We start from the raw sequence: 17,980 nt of genomic DNA, 5'->3' as shown, positions 1-17,980 counted from the left end.
ATTACGCCGCCTTGCTGTCAGCTTCTGGCTTCTTTGGTGAAGGTGCTGCTGCTGGAGTATCGCTATTGGCAGGCTGTCTGGTCATGATCTTAAGCAGACGTGCAATAGTCGACTTCAGCTCAAGGCGAGAGACGACCATGTCGACCATGCCATGTTCCATCAGATATTCAGCGCTCTGGAATCCTTCAGGCAGCTTTTCACGTATCGTCTGTTCGATCACGCGTGGACCAGCAAAGCCGATCAGTGCGCCCGGCTCTGCAATATGAACATCACCGAGCATTGCGTAGGAAGCGGTCACACCGCCCGTGGTTGGGTTGGTAAGAACGACGATGTAAGGCAGGCCCGCCTCTTTGAGCATTTCCACCGCGACCGTGGTGCGTGGCAGCTGCATGAGCGACAGAATGCCTTCCTGCATACGGGCACCGCCCGATGCAGCAAAAAGAACCAGCGGACGCTTCAGCTCAATGGCCTTTTCAAAGCCCTGAATGATGGCTTCGCCAGCACCCATTCCGAGAGAGCCACCCATGAAGCCGAAATCCTGAACGGTTGCGACAATCGGCAGGCCTTCAATCGTGCCAAGACCATTGATGATCGCGTCTTCCATACCGGTGCGCGAACGATAGTCCTTGAGACGGTCGATATACTTCTTTTCGTCACGGAATTTTAAAGGATCGGTTGGAACCTTCGGGCTTTCCAGCGTCGTGTATTCGCCATTGTCGAAGAAGAAACGCAGACGGTCCTTGCCCTTGATGCGCATGTGATGACCCGAACCGGGGATCACGAACTGATTGCTCTCAAGGTCCTTATGAAACACCATTTCGCCGGTCGATGGATCCTTGATCCAAAGGTTTTCCGGCATCTCGCGACGTCCTAGCATCGAATTGATCTTCGGACGAACGTAGTTGGTGATCCAGTTCATGACGTTTGGTTCCGTTTCTTGTTCTTCAGATTATTCAACAGTGCTTGCTGCTTAAATGGACGATTTATTGGGCAGCTTCAAGGCGTGTTGCACGAACGCTTGCTGCCAATGCACTGACAAGTTTGGTGACGGCAGTTACTGGATCACCCTTGACCTTGCCATTTTCATCAAGTTCGCCCGCGACTGCATTGACGATTGCGGTGCCAACAACAACCCCGTCGGCAGCTTCAGCAATGGCAGCAGCCTGTTCAGGTGTCTTCACACCAAAGCCCACACAGATCGGCAGATCGGTGCTCTTCTTGATGTGGCGTACAGCATCCGCAACCCGCGACGTATCGGCAATCGCCGAGCCGGTGATACCGTTCATCGAGACATAATAGACAAAGCCCGACGAATTATGCAGCACTTTTGGCAGCCGCTTGTCGTCAGTCGTTGGCGTCGTCAAGCGAATGAAGTTGAGGCCAGCCTCAGTTGCCGGAATGCAGAGTTCCTTGTCCATTTCGGACGGCAGGTCGACAATAATAAAGCCATCAATGCCGGATGTCTTGGCGTCAGCAAGAAAACGCTCGACGCCATAGATGTAAATCGGATTGTAATAGCCCATAAGGACGATTGGCGTGCTGTCGTCCTCTTTGCGAAAATCTGCAGCTAGCTGCAGGGTCTTTTTCAGTGTCTGTCCGGCTTCAAGCGAACGAAGACCGGCTGCCTGAATCGAAGGGCCATCGGCCATCGGATCGGAGAAAGGCATACCAAGCTCAATCACATCCGAGCCTGCTTTCGGCAAAGCTTTCATGACTGCAAGCGATGTCGCATAATCCGGGTCGCCGCCCATGAAATAAGTGACCAGTGCTGGACGTCCTTCGGACTTGAGCGCTGCAAATTTGGTGTCGATGCGTGTGGTCATACCGTGCCCCGTGGCAAAATGCGCGTAAGATAATCGGCGGTGGATTGGCCGGACATAACCGTCTCCATCCAGGCGCGCCGTTCAAAGTCGATGATCCCCAGTTCCCATACGCAGGCCATCAACAAAGGCTGTGCGGGCATGAAGTCGATCTCGTCGCCAAGTTCAGACTGCCAGAGAATCTGGGTTGCGATGCCTCCCTCCAGCCACCAGTGCAGAAGCAACCACAGGCTTTCTTCACCCTGATGCAGAATAGCGAAGCCAGCGCCGAGATGCGGCGTATGCTCAAGTTTATCTGCAACGGATGCGATCTGTCTGCGAGCGATGCCAACCGCTGCTTCCGCGAGTGGATTGGAAGGATCGGCTTCGATGATGCTGAGCTTAATTGTTGCCGAACCACACTCCGTCAGTCCCTCGAACCATGCGGCACGCGGTCTGTAAGCATTTGTGTCGGCAACGATATTGCTCATTGGGTTCTCACATTTCCATGCCGAGCAACTGCCCGACCGTGTGAACGTCCTTGTCACCGCGACCGGACAGATTGACGATCATCACCTGATCCTTGCCCATAGTTGGGGCCATTTTCACGGCTTGCGCAATCGCATGAGCGGATTCAAGCGCTGGAATAATACCTTCAACCCGGGTGCAAAGCTGGAAAGCTTCTAGTGCCTCGTCGTCGAGGATCGGTACATAGTCAACGCGGCCGCTATCTTTGAGCCATGAATGCTCAGGACCGACGCCTGGATAGTCGAGACCGGCGGAAACCGAATGGCCTTCGAGAATCTGGCCATCTTCGTTCTGGAGCAGATAGGTGCGGTTGCCATGCAAAACGCCGGGGCTGCCTGCACTCATCGAGGCGCAATGCTCAACGCCGTTTAGACCGCGACCGCCTGCTTCGACACCGACGATCTTGACCGATGCATCGTCCAGGAACGGATGGAACAGGCCAATTGCGTTCGATCCGCCGCCGACAGCAGCAACGATCACATCCGGCAAACGGCCTTCTTGTTCAAGAATCTGCTTACGCGCTTCTGTGCCAATCACTGACTGGAAATCGCGCACGAGTTCCGGATAAGGATGCGGACCAGCAGCGGTGCCGATCAGGTAATAGGTGTCTTCAACATTGGTAACCCAGTCGCGAAGCGCTTCGTTCATGGCGTCTTTGAGCGTGCCGTTGCCAGCTGTGACCGGCTTTACTTCAGCACCCAAGAGTTTCATGCGGAAGACGTTTGGCTTCTGACGTTCAACGTCGGTGGCACCCATATAGACCACGCAAGGCAGGCCGAAGCGGGCTGCAACAGTTGCTGATGCAACGCCGTGCTGACCAGCGCCGGTTTCAGCGATGATGCGGGTCTTGCCCATGCGTTTGGCAAGAAGAATCTGGCCGAGGCAATTGTTGATCTTATGGCTGCCGGTATGGTTCAGGTCCTCGCGCTTGAAGTAAATCTTGGCGCCCCCGAGATGCTTGGTCAGTCCTTCAGCATAATAAAGCTTGGAAGGGCGACCGGCATAATAGGTCGAAAGATCGGAAAGCTCGGCCTGAAACTCAGGATCGTTCTTTGCCGTATCATAGGCTTCCTGCAGCTCGAGGATCAGCGGCATCAGCGTTTCGGCGACAAAGCGTCCGCCAAAAATGCCGAACATGCCTTCTTCATCCGGGCCTGTCTTATAGGAATTGGGTTCAACCGGCTTGTTCAATGCTGCCACTCCGTCATGTGCAGGCTATTGTCTGGCATCAGACACAGCCTGAAAAAATTCCTTGATAAGACGCACATCCTTTTCACCGGGTGCACGCTCTACGCCCGATGAAACATCGATACCCGGCGCACGCGTATTTTGCAGCGCCTCGGCAATGTTGCCCGCGTTCAGTCCACCGGAAAGCATGTAATCGACATCCGCGTCAAGCGCGTCAAGCAATGCCCAGTCAAAGGATACACCATTGCCGCCTGGAAGGTCGGAACCTTTCGGCGGTTTGGCATCAAAGAGGAAGCGATCTGCAATGCCTCTATAAGGCGCGATCACTTCGAGATCGTGCGCGTCACGAATTGCAAAAGCCTTCATCACCGGCAGGCCATAGCGCTTTTTCACATCCGCCACGCGCTCAGGCGTTTCATGACCGTGCAGTTGCAGCATGTCAGGCTTTAATTCGCGAACGATTTCATCAAGCGTTTCGTCATCCGCATCAACGCTCACAGCAACCACTTTGGCGCGGGTTTTTGCTGCTTCACGCAGACGACCGCCATCAACGGGTGTAAGATGACGTGGACTTTTCGGAAAGAAGATGAAGCCAATATGCGTCGCTCCGCCATCGAGAGCAGCATTGACTGCTTCAGGCGTTTTGAGGCCGCATATTTTTATATCAAAAACCATGGCGTTTCCGTCGCACATATTGCAACGGGACTCAAGTCGTTCCCGGCGCTGTTTCGGCTGGCGCGTCATCATAACCCTGTGCGATGAGGGTATCATACGCTTCCATGACCTCAAGGGGAACTGCCTGCGCAATCTGAAAACCCAGAGCCGGATATTGCAGAATGCGCCGTAAATCGCCCGTCATTTCACGCACCAGCTTTTCGAAATCATGCGCCTTTGTCGGCTGATCCTCGAAAGATGTAGCGGGTGCTGTGACAAAAGCCTTGGCTTCCGGCCATTGCCGGTCAACCGTTGCACGCACACGGCGTTGCGTCTGCGGCTTGGTGACAAAAATCGGACTAATGGCACCTGGCACCATCTTTTCGCGCGAAAAAAGGATGTTCTCACCGATATTGGTCGCTTTTGGCTCGATGATGATCGCGCTTTCCGGCACGCCTTCAGCAATCGCGATTTCCGCAAAGGCTTCCGCCTCAGACGCCTTGTAGAGTCCTTTGGTCCAGTTACCGCTATGGCCTGTGAACATGAGCCAGGTGCCAAGGCCTTGCATGTAGAGATCGGCCGCATGTTTTGCGACGCGGGTATCATAACTGCCTAAGCCGATAATGACATCGGCGGTCTGAAGTTCGTCATAGATGCAATGGTAATCCCATAGCACCCGGGCGGCGTGTTGAATATGTGATGTCATGTAAAGTCGATAGCCTGTAATGCGCTGCCATTACGCTTCAGCCATGCTTTGCAGCGCTCAGTGTCGGGGCAAAGCTCAAGGCAGAGTTTCCAGAATTTCGGCCCATGGTTCATCTCGATCAGATGCGCCACTTCGTGGGCGACGAGATAGTTGATGACGGGCGGCGGGGCCATGCCGATGCGCCATGAGAAGGAAAGCACGCCATCGGAAGTACACGACCCCCAGCGGCTTTTGGTATCCTTGAACCGGACCGCCTTGGCTTTGCGGCCCACGGTTGCCGTATGACGGGCAACCAGTTGCTCGATGTCGCGTTTGACTTCGCGCTTGAGGTAATCGGCGACGCGCCGCGAAAGATGTGCGGGGTCGCCATGAACGAGCAGAATACTGCCATCCAGCAAATCCACCGTGCCACGTCCGGGCTGATGGGTGATGAGATGCGGCACACCGCGAATGGGTATTTTCACACCCACACGAAGGCCAGCCTGATCGGGTAATTTTGCTATGCGGCTTTCAATCCAGCCTTCATGGCGGATCAAAAAACTCTGCACTTCACGGTCGGGCAGGCCCGGTGGAATAGTGACACGCAGACCCTTGCCGCCGGTCTCAATCCGAAGTGTCAGGCGTTTGGCGCGCGGGTTTTCAAGCACGCGCAAAGGCAATTCACGTCCCGCGACCGCATGAATGCGTTCGCTTCTGACTGTCGCCGACTGTTTAGCCTTCGATGAACGAAATAAGGAAAAGCCCATTCCTTAAAAATAAGTGATTCGCGAAAAAAGCCAGAAATTTTTGTCGTTCAAAGCAAAACGACGCGGGTGAAGCATAATCCGACCGGAGTGGAACGAGGATCGATAAGATTATGCATTGGGTAAAAAAGCTTAGAGCGCAGGTCTGATTCACTCAAACCGGGTTGCGCTCTAAGCCCGCGTCGCAACAGATATTACAGCCTTTATTTAGCGGTCAAATATCCGTGACCTCGTTGCTGTCGGTCTTCGCTGGTGTGCGTTTGCCGTTGGCGCGACGCTCATTCATGAAACGCTCGAACTCTTCCTTGTCGCGGGCGCGGCGAAGTTCCTGCGCATAGGCTTCAAAGTCGGCGCGAGCTTCTTCAAGCTTGCGGCGTTCTTCAGTCAGACGGTCGAGTTCTTCGCGGCGCCAGTCATCGAAAGCCGCATTACCGGTGGTGCCGCCAAAGCCGAAGCTTTCACTTTTACCGCAGTTGCGGAACGAGCCGAATACAGAGTCGGTTTTCTCGTTAACTTGGCGTTTGAAATCACCGAGGCGGTCGCCCCAGATGATATAGGCGAGCATGGCGAGGCCAAGCGGCCAGAAGAAGATGAAACCCAGCACCATCAGCGCAATTGTCGCTGGTGTCCATGCGGGGCGGATCAATGCAGAATTGGTCATGGTCTACTCCGTGAATTCCGGGCCGTTTGCTAATCTCGCGGCTTGAATTTGACGTGGTAAACCAATTGCGGCTTTTCAAGAATGTCGCGTGCTTGTTCCCGCCACGCGAGAGCTAAGCAATGTGTTTATCTCGGAAATTTTTTCCGTAAATGTTCAAGCGTTGCCACACCAAGACCGGCCAGCAATGCCCAGAAGGCTGAACCGACACCGAAAAAGGCAATGCCGGAAGCGGTGACAGCGAAGGTGACGATTGCGGCGAGACGTTCTTCTTCGACCTTCAGCGCCAATGTCATGGCATTGATGAACGGGCCGCTCAGAGCAAGACCTGCCACCAGTGCAATCAGCGTTGCAGGCAGCACGGCAAAGATTGCCACCAGCGACGCGCCGAATAAGGCAAAGACCACATAGAACGCCGCGTAAACAGGCCCAGTCATCCAACGCTTGGTCGGATCGGGATGTGCATCCGGATTGGTGCAAAGCGCGGCTGAAATGGCTGCAAGATTGCTGGTGCCCGCACCAAAAGGGGCGGTGAGCAGAGAGAAAAGCCCTGTTACCCTTAGAGCGGCGCTGGTCGGTGGCTCATAGCCGGATGCGCGTAATACGGCAAAGCCTGGCAGGTTCTGTGAAGCCATCGTCACAAGATAAAGCGGAAGCGCGATGCCGATCAGTGCGCCGATGTGAAACTCTGGCCAGATCAACGTGAGCGTCGAGATTTCTGGCGCAGGCAATTGAGAAATGCGTCCGGATATCAGCGCATAAGCCATGCCGAGTACAAGCACGGCGATGACGGCGAGTGACGGATTGAACAGGCGGATGATGAAGAAAAGCGCTACCAGCGGCAAAACGAAACTTGGATCAAGCGAGACGGATTTCGCAGCTGCAATGACGAAGCTGAGCAATACGCCAGCCAGCATTCCCGAAGCAACGGATGCGGGAATACGCGAAACAAGCATTGAAAGCTGGCGGACCAATCCGGTGAGGATCAGCGCAACAGCGGTTACGATGAATGCGCCCACGGCTTCCGGAATGGTAAAGCCGACACTTGCGCCGATCAGCGCCAATCCCGGCGTGGACCATGCCGCGATGATCGGCATTTTGTAGCGTACACTCAACCATGCGGATGAGCCGGCAATCGCCAGACAGACTGCTGTCACCCAGCTCGCTGTTTCGGCCTGCGTTGCGCCCAGAACACTGGCTGCCGCTACAATGAGCGCCAGCGTGCTGCCAAAGCCGACAATCGCTGCAACCGCCGAAGACGCAAAAACCGAAAAGCGCATGACTTATTCTCCGAAAGATATGCGTTCGGCGAGTGCCGAGACCGTGCGGATCAGCAGTTGGAGGTCCTGTGGTCGCGAAAGACGATGGTCGCCATCACGAACCAGCGTCAGCGTCACATCATCAACCGGCAGATGCTCAACGAGCTTGAGCGCATGTTGGTAAGGCACGGCCTCATCCAGCATCCCTTGCAGAATATGCACCGGACAGCCGGCCTCAATAATGCCCTTAAGCACAAGGTTGTTACGACCGTCTTCAATCAATGCGCGGGTATAGATGTAAGGATTTGGCGAATATTCTGAGGGCTCTTCAAAATAGCCTTTTTCGATCAGATCTTTTTTCTGTTTGTCGGTCAGCGATGGTTCGACAAGCTCGGCAGTAAAGTCCGGGGCCGGGGCAATCAGAACAATTCCGGCAGGAGACTTGCCTGTTTTCTTCAGTTCCTGCGCCATGCGCAGCGCAATCCATCCGCCCATTGATGATCCGACAAGGATCTGCGGACCATGCGCATATTTCTCATAAACGGCGAGGCTTTCATTCAGCCAGCGCGAGATCGTACCCTGATTGAAGTCGCCACCCGACTCACCATGCCCTGAATAATCAAGACGCAGCGCGGAGCGCTCGGTCTTCTCTGCCCATTCATCAAGAACAACGGCCTTGGTGCCAAGCATGTCGGAACGATAGCCACCAAGCCAGACAATGCCAGGCGAAACTTGCCCCGCACGATTGCGGACTGCAATTTTTGCACCATCGACATCGATAAAATCTGGTTCAGCTACGCTCATACTTCGTCTCCTGAATAAGCAGGCACTCTATCAAATTCTTTTCATTTGCCATTTCTGCCCGTCCGAGAAAACCTTTTGACAGGCCACTCCCTTGAAATATTGAGGAATGTGACCGATATGTCGCTTTACACACCCGAAATACTTCTTTCTTCGTCGGGGGTGATTTTCCTAGTCAAAGATGCTATTGACTTTACCGCCCGCTTGATCACATTTCCGCGTTAAACAGGGGTTTGATGGGGAAGTGCCGTCGCGGGCAACGAAATTAAGCCGCCTATGACGTTAATAATCAGGAGATAACGACCATTCGCCGACCGTTCAGAGCGACGCCGGTCCAGAAAGACGGACCGCGCTCCAACCGTGATATCCGGGTTCCCCGGGTCCAGCTTATTGATGCCGAAGGTCATAACCACGGCAGCATCCCGACGCAGGAAGCCATTGCGATGGCAGAAGAAGCGGGTCTCGATCTCGTTGAGATCGTGCCAAACGCTGAACCGCCTGTGTGCAAGATCGTGGATCTCGGCAAGCTGAAGTATCAGAATCAGAAAAAAGCATCCGAAGCCCGCAAGAAGCAGAAAACGGTCGAAATCAAAGAAATCAAGATGCGACCGAACATCGACACTCATGACTATGAAGTGAAGATGAAGGCTGCACAGCGTTTCTTCGAAGAAGGCGACAAGGTCAAGGTAACGCTTCGTTTCCGTGGCCGCGAAATGGCCCACCAGGAGCTTGGTATGAAGCTTCTGCTGCGTGTGAAGGAAGATACCGTCGAAATCGCCAAGGTGGAATCCGAGCCAAAGCTCGAAGGTCGCCAGATGATGATGGTTCTGGCTCCGCGCTAATCATAAATTCCCGCCTTTGAAAAGCCGCCTTCGGGCGGTTTTTTATTAGCCAGAATTATCCTTTTCAGAGATCATCATGAAGACACTGGGTGAACTGGGCAAATATCAGCAACGCCGCCGACTTGCGATTGCGATCGTTATTGGGCTTCTTGTCGTCGCACTCCTTTTTGTGCGCTCGCAATCAATCGGGCATTTGCATGAATATATCGAAGCATTCGGCATAAGCCTGATCGTTGCAGCCATTCTAGGGCGCATGTGGTGTACGCTTTATATCGGAGGCCGCAAAAGTGCCGAGATCGTGCAGACCGGCCCTTATTCGATAACGCGCAATCCGCTTTATGTGTTTAGCAGCATTGGCGCGATAGGTATCGGCGCTCAAACAGGCAGTATCATCGTGGCTCTGGCTTTCGGCGTGCTGTGCTACCTGGCTTTTTCCACTGTCATTCGCACGGAAGAGAAGTTCCTCAAAGCCAATTTCGGCAAGCCATATGAGGATTATTGCGCCCGTGTGCCACGATTCTTTCCGCGTATCTCGCTGTTCCGTGATGATGATGAGCTCAAAGTAAAGCCTGACCGTCTTTATCGGACATTTACCGATGGTCTGGTGTTCTTTGTGGCCTATCCGTTCTTTGAATTCATTGAGTATCTGCAAAACATAGCTGTGTTGCCGGTTTTGCTGCGACTTTATTGATGTTGAAGCCTGATTAAGCCCAATTCGGGCTGAATCAGGCATTGCGTTTTCTGGCCTTTAAGCCTATAAGGCCGCGTTCGAACCGCCCGGCAGGGCATGCCGTGGCGGTTTCGTATGCTTTTCGGACTTGGTCGGTCCGGGAGTCAAACAAGGTTCCGGTCTTTTTCAGGATGGACGCCACTTAACACAAGAGGCGTGGAGTGCTGCAAGCACGACGGGGACTAAACAAAGGAGTAGCAAAATGCCCAAGATGAAGACCAAATCGGCTGCTAAGAAGCGGTTCAAAATTACTGGCACTGGCAAAGTTGTAGCTGCGGCTGCAGGCAAGCGCCATGGCATGATCAAGCGCTCGAACAAGTTCATTCGCGATGCACGCGGCACCATGGTGCTCTCGGAAGCCGATGCGAAGATCGTCAAACAGTTCCTGCCTAACGGCCTCTAAGCCGTCTATCCTCTAAGGAGATCATATCATGGCACGTGTAAAACGCGGCGTTACCGCCCACGCCAAGCACAAAAAAGTTCTCGATCAGGCTTCCGGTTTTCGTGGCCGTCGTAAGAATACGATTCGCACCGCCAAGGCTGCTGTAGATCGTTCGAAGCAGTATGCTTACCGCGACCGCAAGAATCGCAAGCGTACGTTCCGCGCTCTCTGGATTCAGCGTATCAACGCTGCTGTTCGTGAACAGGGCCTGACCTATGGCCGTTTCATCGATGGTCTTGCTAAGGCTGGCATCGAAATCGACCGTAAGGTTCTTTCCGACATCGCAATCCATGAACCTGATGCATTCGGTGCACTGGTTGCGTCGGCAAAGAAGGCTCTCGAGTATCTCAAGAACACCGAGACGCCAAACGCTTTTGAAGGCGCTGTTCGCTAAGCCAGTCCTTCCCAAGTGATATTTTGAATTTTGGGAACCCGCGCTGGCTCGGCTGGCGCGGGTTTTCCTTTCTGTTATGCGCATGTGTGACGGGATTTAAATCAAGAGGCGTGGAGTGCCACAGGCACGACAGGGAAAGCAAATCAAGAGGCGTCGAGTGTCCCCTGGACACGAGAGGGATATAGACAATGAGCGATCTTGAACAACTCGAACAAACGATCATGGGCGAAATCGCTGCAGCCAGCGACGAGCAGGCGATCGAAGCGGTGCGCGTTGCAGCACTCGGTAAAAAAGGCACTATCTCTGAAAAGCTGAAGACGCTGGGCGCAATGACGCCTGAAGAGCGTCAGGCGCAGGGACCTGCCATCAACGGCCTCAAGAACCGCGTCGCTGATGCACTGACTGAACGCAAGACAGAGCTGCGCAAGCAAGCCATTGCAGTACGCCTTGAGCGTGAAAAGGTCGATGTGACGCTTCCTGTTCGCGAAGCTGCTGTATCGCGTGGCCGCATCCATCCGATTTCTCAGGTCATTGATGAAATCACGGCGATTTTCGCCGATATGGGTTTCTCGATTGCCGAAGGTCCGGATATCGAGACCGACTATTATAATTTCACGGCGCTGAACTTCCCTGAAGGCCATCCGGCGCGCGAAATGCACGACACGTTCTTCTTCAATGCAGACGAGAAGGGTGAGCGCAAACTTCTGCGCACGCATACCTCGCCTGTGCAGGTGCATACGATGGAGAAATTTGCGGCGATCCGCGATAAGGAAGGCCGCGACGATCCGATTCGTATTGTCATTCCCGGCAAAACCTACCGCATGGATTCCGACGCCACCCATTCGCCGATGTTCCATCAGGTCGAAGGTCTGGTTGTCGATAAGTCGGCCAATGTCGCAAATATGAAATGGGTGCTGGAAGAGTTCTGCAAGGCTTTCTTCGAAGTACCCAATGTCACGATGCGTATGCGTCCGAGCTTCTTCCCATTCACCGAGCCATCCGTTGAGGTTGATATTCAGTGCGATCGTTCCGGCCCGCATGTGAAGTTCGGTGAAGGCACTGACTGGCTCGAAATTTTGGGCTGCGGCATGGTGCATCCGAATGTGCTGCGCGCTTCAGGTTTTGATCCAGATGTTTATCAGGGCTTTGCCTGGGGCATGGGGATCGACCGCATTGCCATGCTGAAATACGGCATGCCTGATCTGCGCGCCTTCTTCGATGCTGATGTGCGCTGGCTCAACCATTACGGTTTCCGTCCACTCGACTTGCCGACGCTGTTCGGCGGTCTGAGCGCATAAAGACAGGAAGGAACACACAAATGAAATTCACACTTTCCTGGCTCAAGGATCACCTTGAAACCGATGCGACGCTTGATGAGATTGTCGAAAAGCTGACCGATATTGGTTTGGAAGTGGACGGGGTCGATGACCGCGCTGCTTTTAAGGCTTTCAAAATTGCCAAGGTTTTGACGGCGGTACAGCATCCTGATGCTGATAAGCTACGCGTTCTCTCAGTCGATACGGGGGAAGGTCAACCGGTTCAGGTCGTTTGCGGTGCACCCAATGCGCGCGCCGGTCTCGTTGGTGTTCTGGGCCGTCCGGGCGATTATGTACCGGGCCTCGATGTCACACTTTCGGTTGGCAAAATCCGTGGTGTCGAAAGCTTCGGCATGATGTGTTCCGAACGCGAGCTGGAACTTTCTGACGAACATAACGGCATTATCGATCTGCCTGAAGATGCACCGGTTGGCACAAGCTTCGCAAGCTATCTAGGCATTGACGATCCTATTATCGAGATCGGACTGACGCCTAACCGCGCGGATTGCACCGGCATTCGCGGCATAGCACGCGATCTGGCAGCCGCGGGGCTTGGCACGCTTAAAAATACCCTTCCAGAAGCAGTGAAGGGCGAGGGGGAAACACCTGTTAAGGTCATTCTCGATCAGGATGCCGAAAACCCGTTCTGTACCGGCTTCGCACTGCGTATGGTTAAGGGCGTCAAGAACGGCCCAAGCCCTAAATGGATGCAGCAGCGTCTGAAAGATATTGGGCTGCGTCCGATCAATGCACTGGTGGATATTACCAATTATGTGACATTCGATCAGGGCCGTCCGCTGCATGTTTTTGATGCGGCAAAGGTCAAAGGCAATCTGACAGTGCGTGCGGCAAAGGATGGCGAAACGATTCTCGGCCTCGATCAGCGCGAATATAAGTTCAAGCCGGGCATGTATGTGATTGCCGATGATAACGGACCCGAATCGATTGCCGGTATCATGGGCGGAGAGCATTCGGGCTGCGATGAAAACACCACCGATGTGCTGATCGAATCGGCTCTGTGGGACCCGCGCATGATCGCCCGTACAGGCCGTGAACTGGGTATCATCACGGATGCACGTTATCGTTTCGAGCGCGGTGTCGATCCCGAAATGATGGTTCCTGGTGCTGAAATTGCCACCAAGCTGGTTCTGGAACTCTGCGGCGGTCAGCCGACAGTGCTGGATGTCGTCGGTTATGAGAAGCCCGCACCGCGTATCATCGATTTCCCGGTTTCGGAAGTCAAACGCCTTACCGGTATCGACGTCTCCTATGATGCATCCTTCGACATTCTGAAGCGTCTTGGCTTCGGCGTTGAAGGTGATGGCAAGGTTATCAAGGCAACCGTGCCAACATGGCGTGGCGATGTGGAAGGCAAGGCCGACCTCGTTGAAGAAGTCATGCGTATTCATGGTATCAATCAAATCGAACCACAGCCGCTGCCGGGCCTTGGCACGGTTAATGGCCGCATTCTGACGACTTTACAGATCCGTACGCGTCTGGCTCGCCGCACACTTGCTTCGCGCGGCATGATGGAAGCCGTGACTTATTCCTTCATTTCCGAAGCACAGGCCAAAGCTTTTGGCGGTGGCAAAGCTGAACTTAAACTTGCCAATCCGATTGCTTCAGACATGTCGGATATGCGCCCCAGCCTGTTACCGGGCCTGCTTGCAGCGGCACAGCGCAATGCGGATCGCGGCTTTGGCGATACGGCTTTGTTTGAAGTGTCGGGCATCTATGAAGGCGACAAGCCTGAACAGCAGCGTCGTGTGGCTGGCGGTATTCGTCGCGGCACGGCAGGCGTTGAAGGCTCGGGTCGTTTCTGGTCTGGCAATGCAGCGCCCGTTGGGGTCTTCGATGCGAAAGCTGATGCGCTGGCAGCACTTGAAGCGGCTGGTGCTCCGGTTGATCGTATCCAGATCGAAGCCGGTGGTCCAGAGTGGTTCCATCCGGGTCGCTCGGGCACGCTGAAGCTCGGACCAAAGGTGATCTTAGGCTATTTCGGTGAATTCCATCCGGATACGCTGGAAGCGCTTGACGTGTCGGGCGTGCTCTGCGGCTTTGAAGTCTATATTGATGCAATCCCTGAGCCGAAGGCCAAGGCCACTCGTACCAAGCCTGCACTCAATCTTTCGCAGTTCCAGAGTCTCAAGCGTGATTATGCTTTCGTGGTGGATGCGGATGTTGAAGCTGGCAACGTCGTGAAGGCAGTCTCCTCCGCTGACAAGAAGCTGATCGTTGGGGTTCAAGTGTTCGACGTGTTCTCAGGCGCGTCGCTTGGTGAAGGCAAGAAGTCGATTGCGGTTGAAGTGCTCCTACAGCCGCAGGATCGCACACTGACAGACGAGGATCTGGAAGCATTGTCAAAGCAGATCGTTGCCAATGTGACAAAGCAAACTGGCGGCATTCTTCGCGGATAAGCAAAAGCAAAAAGCCCGGCTCAAGTCGGGCTTTTCTTTCCAAAGCATAATAATTTGCGAGATATTTATAACTATTCCCGATCGCGATCTTCCGGCTTGCCTTGTCTTTCAGAAAATGTCCCCTTTATATCCCAAGACATTCATATGATTGCGAAATGTAGAGGCTGCGCGAATGGTGCAAGATAATAATTCGGGTGGTGCAACATCTGTTGAACCGTTGAAAATCCAAGACATCAAAGTCATCGACAATGTTAAGCTCAAAAAAGCAATCACCGCCGCTGCACTTGGCAATGCGATGGAATGGTTCGATTTTGGCGTCTACGGATTTGTCGCCTATGCGTTAGGCCAGGTTTTCTTCCCAAATGCAGCACCCGGAATTCAGACGATTGCAGCGCTCGCAACATTCTCGGTGCCATTTTTGGTACGCCCACTAGGAGGCCTGTTCTTCGGCGTTATGGGCGATCGTTTTGGGCGGCAAAAAGTCTTGTCGCTGACGATCATTATTATGGCAGCCAGTACTTTTTGTATCGGCCTTATTCCATCCTATGCGACAATTGGCATATGGGCCCCAATTCTGCTGCTGGCCTGTAAACTTGTTCAGGGTTTTTCGGTCGGCGGAGAATATACAGGCGCTGCGATTTTCGTTGCGGAATACGCACCCGACCGCCGAAGAGGTTTTCTTGGGAGCTGGCTCGATTTCGGGTCGATTGCAGGCTTTGTCATGGGAGCGGGGCTTGTGGTGTTCTTAAGCACCATGATGGGTGAAGCCGCATTTCTGGACTGGGGATGGCGCATTCCATTTTATCTCGCTGCACCTTTGGGACTTATCGGTCTTTACCTTCGCCATGCTGCTGAAGAAACGCCGGCCTTTACCCAGCAGCTCGAGCGTATGGAAAAAGAGGATCAGGATGCGATAAAAGACCGCCCGATGGTCTCGTTTAAGGAGATCGTCCGCAACTATTGGAAGTCGCTCTCAGTGTGCATTGGCATGGTGCTTGTTACAAACATCACTTACTATATGCTGCTGACTTATATGCCGACCTATCTGTCCCAAAGCCTTGGATATTCAGAAGATCATGGTGTTTTGATTATCATCGTTGTGATGATTGGTATGTTGTTTGTCCAGCCAGTCGTTGGATTTCTAAGTGACAGATTCGGACGCAAGCCATTTTTGCTGATTGGTAGCCTCGGATTGCTGTGTCTGTCGCTTCCCGCATTTCATCTCGTCACGAGCAATAATACGCCTAGGATTTTTGCTGGATTGTTAATGCTTGCAGTGTTCCTCAATTGCTTAACCGGTGTCATGGCGTCGACATTGCCAGCCTTGTTTCCAGCGAGAATACGCTATAGTGCGCTGGCGAGTGCCTTCAACATATCCATTATTATAGCAGGACTAACGCCGACTGTTGCAGCCTGGCTTGTTGAAGCAACAGATAGTCTTTACGTGCCGGCTTATTATTTAATGGCTGCTTCAATAATCGGTTTGATAACAGCGTTTTTTCTGAGTGAAACAGCAAACAAGCCACTTCGGGGCGATACGCCAAGCGCTTCGAATAAGTCTGAGGCAAAGATTTTGCTTAAAGAGGCTTATGCCAATATTGAAGAACGCGTTGACGATATTGACGAAAAAATTGCGTCTCTTGAGAGTGATATAGAGGCACTTAAATTACGCAGGCAGTCGCTTGTTGACCGGCATCCAAAGCTAAGCTGATAAGTTTTAGTGCTATAGCAGTATTCGAAAGGCCGAGGCGTTTCCTCGGTCTTTTTCGTCATGCTATTTGTTCGGAAGCCGCCACATGCTTACGCATAGCAACGACGATTATAGCATTGCCAAGCGCCTACTCTCAAAGGTTGAATAAAGCTCCGTACGGTTATGTCGAGAGCTGGTTTTCAGGTTTGATTTCTTCGACGGAGCTTCGCTTGGTGAGCTTAAAGCGGCCTGCGGTCGCGGTGCTGTTGCAGGGATGATTGTACACTGACCGACACAGAGAGCTGGAAGCATTGTCACCTGAAATCCAGTCTCGTGTTGCCAACCCGACAATCGTGCGCTTCGCGAGCAACAGCGATGTCAATATACAATAAATATGTATTTCTTATTTGTTTGCCTAAAATTTATATTTTTATATATCAATATATATATAATATATATGACTTTTGGCATCATGTTTAGTAATGATAATTTTCTCTATTCGATTTATTAATTGAGGTTTTTTATGAACGTAAGCGAAGCAACAAGTGCGCATTCTGTTAATATTCCTACGCCTGTTGAAAACAAAAAGCCCAAAATTATTTTTGTTCCCAGTCCAAGTGGTGTTTCTTCAACGTATAAAACTCCAAAGTTGCAGGACTTAAGGTCTGCGTTTTTGCTAGAGCAATTTTCGCGAGTTGAGAAAATGAGAAAGGTTGAAATTAAAAATGCAGAATTGAATCATACGAATGATTGGCACACTGAGGCGAAAGAAGGGCAATACCCTTGGTCTGTTTCTGCGGCATCTGTATTTGTCAATGAAATTCAACCGCCAACACAGGATAGAGTCCTGACGAATCGTGATTTAAATCCGAATAACGTAAGTTCATCAAAATCTAAAAAGCTGTATAACAAGGTTTTTAATGAATTTAAAAAAGACGTTGTCCATTACTTGATGAACCTAACGTATCACCATGCTTCTAAATTGGATGATAATGATGTCATAAAAGAAGCATTGCTTCTAAAAGAAGAAAAAATTTCTAATGAACACGAAAGCTTGAAGTTTAATTATGCTTATATAGATAAGGATGGTCAGAAAAGTAAAAATCCTTGCGGAATGTTTTTGGTTAATTTGAATAAACCAGAAGATAAATGGATTTTAAAATTTGGAGGCGAAATATCAAAGATTAATATTAGGCCGGATAGTATTTATACTAAAGATGAAGATATTACTAGTTCATTACTATTTGAAAATGTCAGTAATTTATCTTATGGGAAGGATAAATTTATAGAATCTGGTGACTTAAAGAATCTTATATTAAAGAAATATGAAGATAATATTGAGTCAAAAAGAAACTCTTATAGAGGGGAGGATGCGTTTGATAATAGTAAGCTGACAGCAATCTTTCGCGGCCTTAAAAAGGGTATTTTGAGTAGCCTTTGCTGTGCAAATTTTTGTAGTTCACTTCAGACTGACGATTTGGATAGCATTCATGAGAGCGCTAGGCAGCTTGGTGGGGAGATTGGTAAGGCTGCCCCTGCTGTTGTTGTCGCAACGGTTGCCGGATTGGCCACTGGAGGTGCTGGTGCCGCTTTGGTGGGGGGAACAGCAACTGCGTTGATATCGGCAGGCGTTAAAAATGCTGGAAATTTAAATTCAGCATATAATTCTTTAACTGCAAAAAAAGGATAAATGGATTTATTTGACATTTAAATACAAGTAAATCCGGTTTTTATTTCTGGATTTACTTTTTTAAATAAATTTAATTTATTCTTGCGGTTTTCGGATCGTTTAACCAATATAAAATTATTCCAA

18 protein-coding genes are annotated in these 17,980 nt (G+C 51.8%); 8 read left to right on the top strand and 10 right to left on the bottom strand.

Features of this window, described 5'->3' with window-relative positions; all coding sequences use genetic code 11:
* Position 1: 1 nt before the first annotated feature.
* The 10 genes from accD to H5024_RS01410 form a co-directional block, all read right to left on the bottom strand.
* Entirely contained in the window at positions 2-919 is a 918-nt protein-coding gene (accD, locus tag H5024_RS01455; RefSeq protein ID WP_187543696.1) for an acetyl-CoA carboxylase, carboxyltransferase subunit beta, read from the bottom strand.
* Positions 920-983: 64 nt separating this feature from the next.
* Positions 984-1,823 carry a tryptophan synthase subunit alpha gene (trpA, locus tag H5024_RS01450; RefSeq protein WP_187543695.1) on the bottom strand — a complete coding sequence of 280 codons (840 nt, stop codon included), beginning with the start codon at positions 1,821-1,823 and terminating at the stop codon, positions 984-986.
* Positions 1,820-2,290 (bottom strand): hypothetical protein, encoded by a 471-nt coding sequence (locus H5024_RS01445; RefSeq protein WP_187543694.1) that lies wholly within the window; start codon positions 2,288-2,290, stop codon positions 1,820-1,822. Before H5024_RS01445 ends, trpA begins: the two co-directional genes overlap by 4 nt.
* 7 nt (positions 2,291-2,297) lie before the next feature.
* Positions 2,298-3,518: a tryptophan synthase subunit beta gene (gene trpB / locus H5024_RS01440; protein ID WP_187543693.1), complete on the bottom strand. Its 1,221-nt coding sequence runs from the start codon at positions 3,516-3,518 to the stop codon at positions 2,298-2,300.
* Between the two features lie 24 nt (positions 3,519-3,542).
* A complete protein-coding gene (locus H5024_RS01435) occupies positions 3,543-4,190 on the bottom strand; it encodes a phosphoribosylanthranilate isomerase (RefSeq protein ID WP_187543692.1) in 648 nt (215 codons plus the stop codon).
* A gap of 31 nt (positions 4,191-4,221) precedes the next feature.
* A complete protein-coding gene (locus H5024_RS01430; RefSeq protein ID WP_187543691.1) occupies positions 4,222-4,875 on the bottom strand; it encodes a YdcF family protein in 654 nt (217 codons plus the stop codon).
* Positions 4,872-5,621 carry a M48 family metallopeptidase gene (locus H5024_RS01425; protein ID WP_187543690.1) on the bottom strand — a complete coding sequence of 250 codons (750 nt, stop codon included), beginning with the start codon at positions 5,619-5,621 and terminating at the stop codon, positions 4,872-4,874. Before H5024_RS01425 ends, H5024_RS01430 begins: the two co-directional genes overlap by 4 nt.
* A 211-nt stretch (positions 5,622-5,832) precedes the next feature.
* On the bottom strand, positions 5,833-6,279 hold the full coding sequence (locus tag H5024_RS01420) for a DUF2852 domain-containing protein (RefSeq protein ID WP_187543689.1): 447 nt from the start codon (positions 6,277-6,279) through the stop codon (positions 5,833-5,835).
* A gap of 125 nt (positions 6,280-6,404) precedes the next feature.
* The gene (locus H5024_RS01415; protein ID WP_187543688.1) at positions 6,405-7,556 is read right to left on the bottom strand and encodes a benzoate/H(+) symporter BenE family transporter; all 1,152 of its coding nucleotides are present in this window, start codon (positions 7,554-7,556) and stop codon (positions 6,405-6,407) included.
* A 3-nt stretch (positions 7,557-7,559) separates the two neighbouring features.
* The gene (locus H5024_RS01410) at positions 7,560-8,339 is read right to left on the bottom strand and encodes an alpha/beta hydrolase (RefSeq protein ID WP_187543687.1); all 780 of its coding nucleotides are present in this window, start codon (positions 8,337-8,339) and stop codon (positions 7,560-7,562) included.
* Between the two features lie 302 nt (positions 8,340-8,641).
* Here H5024_RS01410 and infC point away from each other — a divergent pair, with 302 nt between their 5' ends.
* From infC to H5024_RS01370, 8 genes are all read left to right on the top strand, one after another.
* Positions 8,642-9,178, top strand: a complete 537-nt coding sequence (infC, locus tag H5024_RS01405; protein ID WP_095448014.1) for a translation initiation factor IF-3 — start codon at positions 8,642-8,644, stop codon at positions 9,176-9,178.
* Between the two features lie 76 nt (positions 9,179-9,254).
* Positions 9,255-9,869, top strand: coding sequence for an isoprenylcysteine carboxylmethyltransferase family protein (locus H5024_RS01400; protein ID WP_187543686.1), 615 nt, complete (start codon positions 9,255-9,257; stop codon positions 9,867-9,869).
* Positions 9,870-10,110: 241 nt separating this feature from the next.
* Positions 10,111-10,311 carry a 50S ribosomal protein L35 gene (rpmI, locus tag H5024_RS01395; RefSeq protein WP_024898386.1) on the top strand — a complete coding sequence of 67 codons (201 nt, stop codon included), beginning with the start codon at positions 10,111-10,113 and terminating at the stop codon, positions 10,309-10,311.
* 28 nt (positions 10,312-10,339) lie between these two features.
* Positions 10,340-10,744: a 50S ribosomal protein L20 gene (rplT, locus tag H5024_RS01390; protein ID WP_007872656.1), complete on the top strand. Its 405-nt coding sequence runs from the start codon at positions 10,340-10,342 to the stop codon at positions 10,742-10,744.
* A 188-nt stretch (positions 10,745-10,932) separates the two neighbouring features.
* The gene (gene pheS, locus H5024_RS01385; RefSeq protein ID WP_187543685.1) at positions 10,933-12,042 is read left to right on the top strand and encodes a phenylalanine--tRNA ligase subunit alpha; all 1,110 of its coding nucleotides are present in this window, start codon (positions 10,933-10,935) and stop codon (positions 12,040-12,042) included.
* A gap of 20 nt (positions 12,043-12,062) precedes the next feature.
* Positions 12,063-14,477 (top strand): phenylalanine--tRNA ligase subunit beta, encoded by a 2,415-nt coding sequence (gene pheT, locus H5024_RS01380; RefSeq protein ID WP_187543684.1) that lies wholly within the window; start codon positions 12,063-12,065, stop codon positions 14,475-14,477.
* A gap of 172 nt (positions 14,478-14,649) precedes the next feature.
* Positions 14,650-16,188: a glycine betaine/L-proline transporter ProP gene (proP, locus tag H5024_RS01375; RefSeq protein ID WP_187543683.1), complete on the top strand. Its 1,539-nt coding sequence runs from the start codon at positions 14,650-14,652 to the stop codon at positions 16,186-16,188.
* A 502-nt stretch (positions 16,189-16,690) separates the two neighbouring features.
* Entirely contained in the window at positions 16,691-17,857 is a 1,167-nt protein-coding gene (locus tag H5024_RS01370; RefSeq protein WP_187543682.1) for a hypothetical protein, read from the top strand.
* Positions 17,858-17,980: the final 123 nt, after the last annotated feature.

It is taken from the genome of Ochrobactrum sp. Marseille-Q0166, from assembly GCF_014397025.1.
Classification (GTDB): domain Bacteria; phylum Pseudomonadota; class Alphaproteobacteria; order Rhizobiales; family Rhizobiaceae; genus Brucella.
The sequence above is the reverse complement of the archived record's forward strand: the minus strand, read 5'-3'. Positions and strand labels throughout refer to the sequence as shown.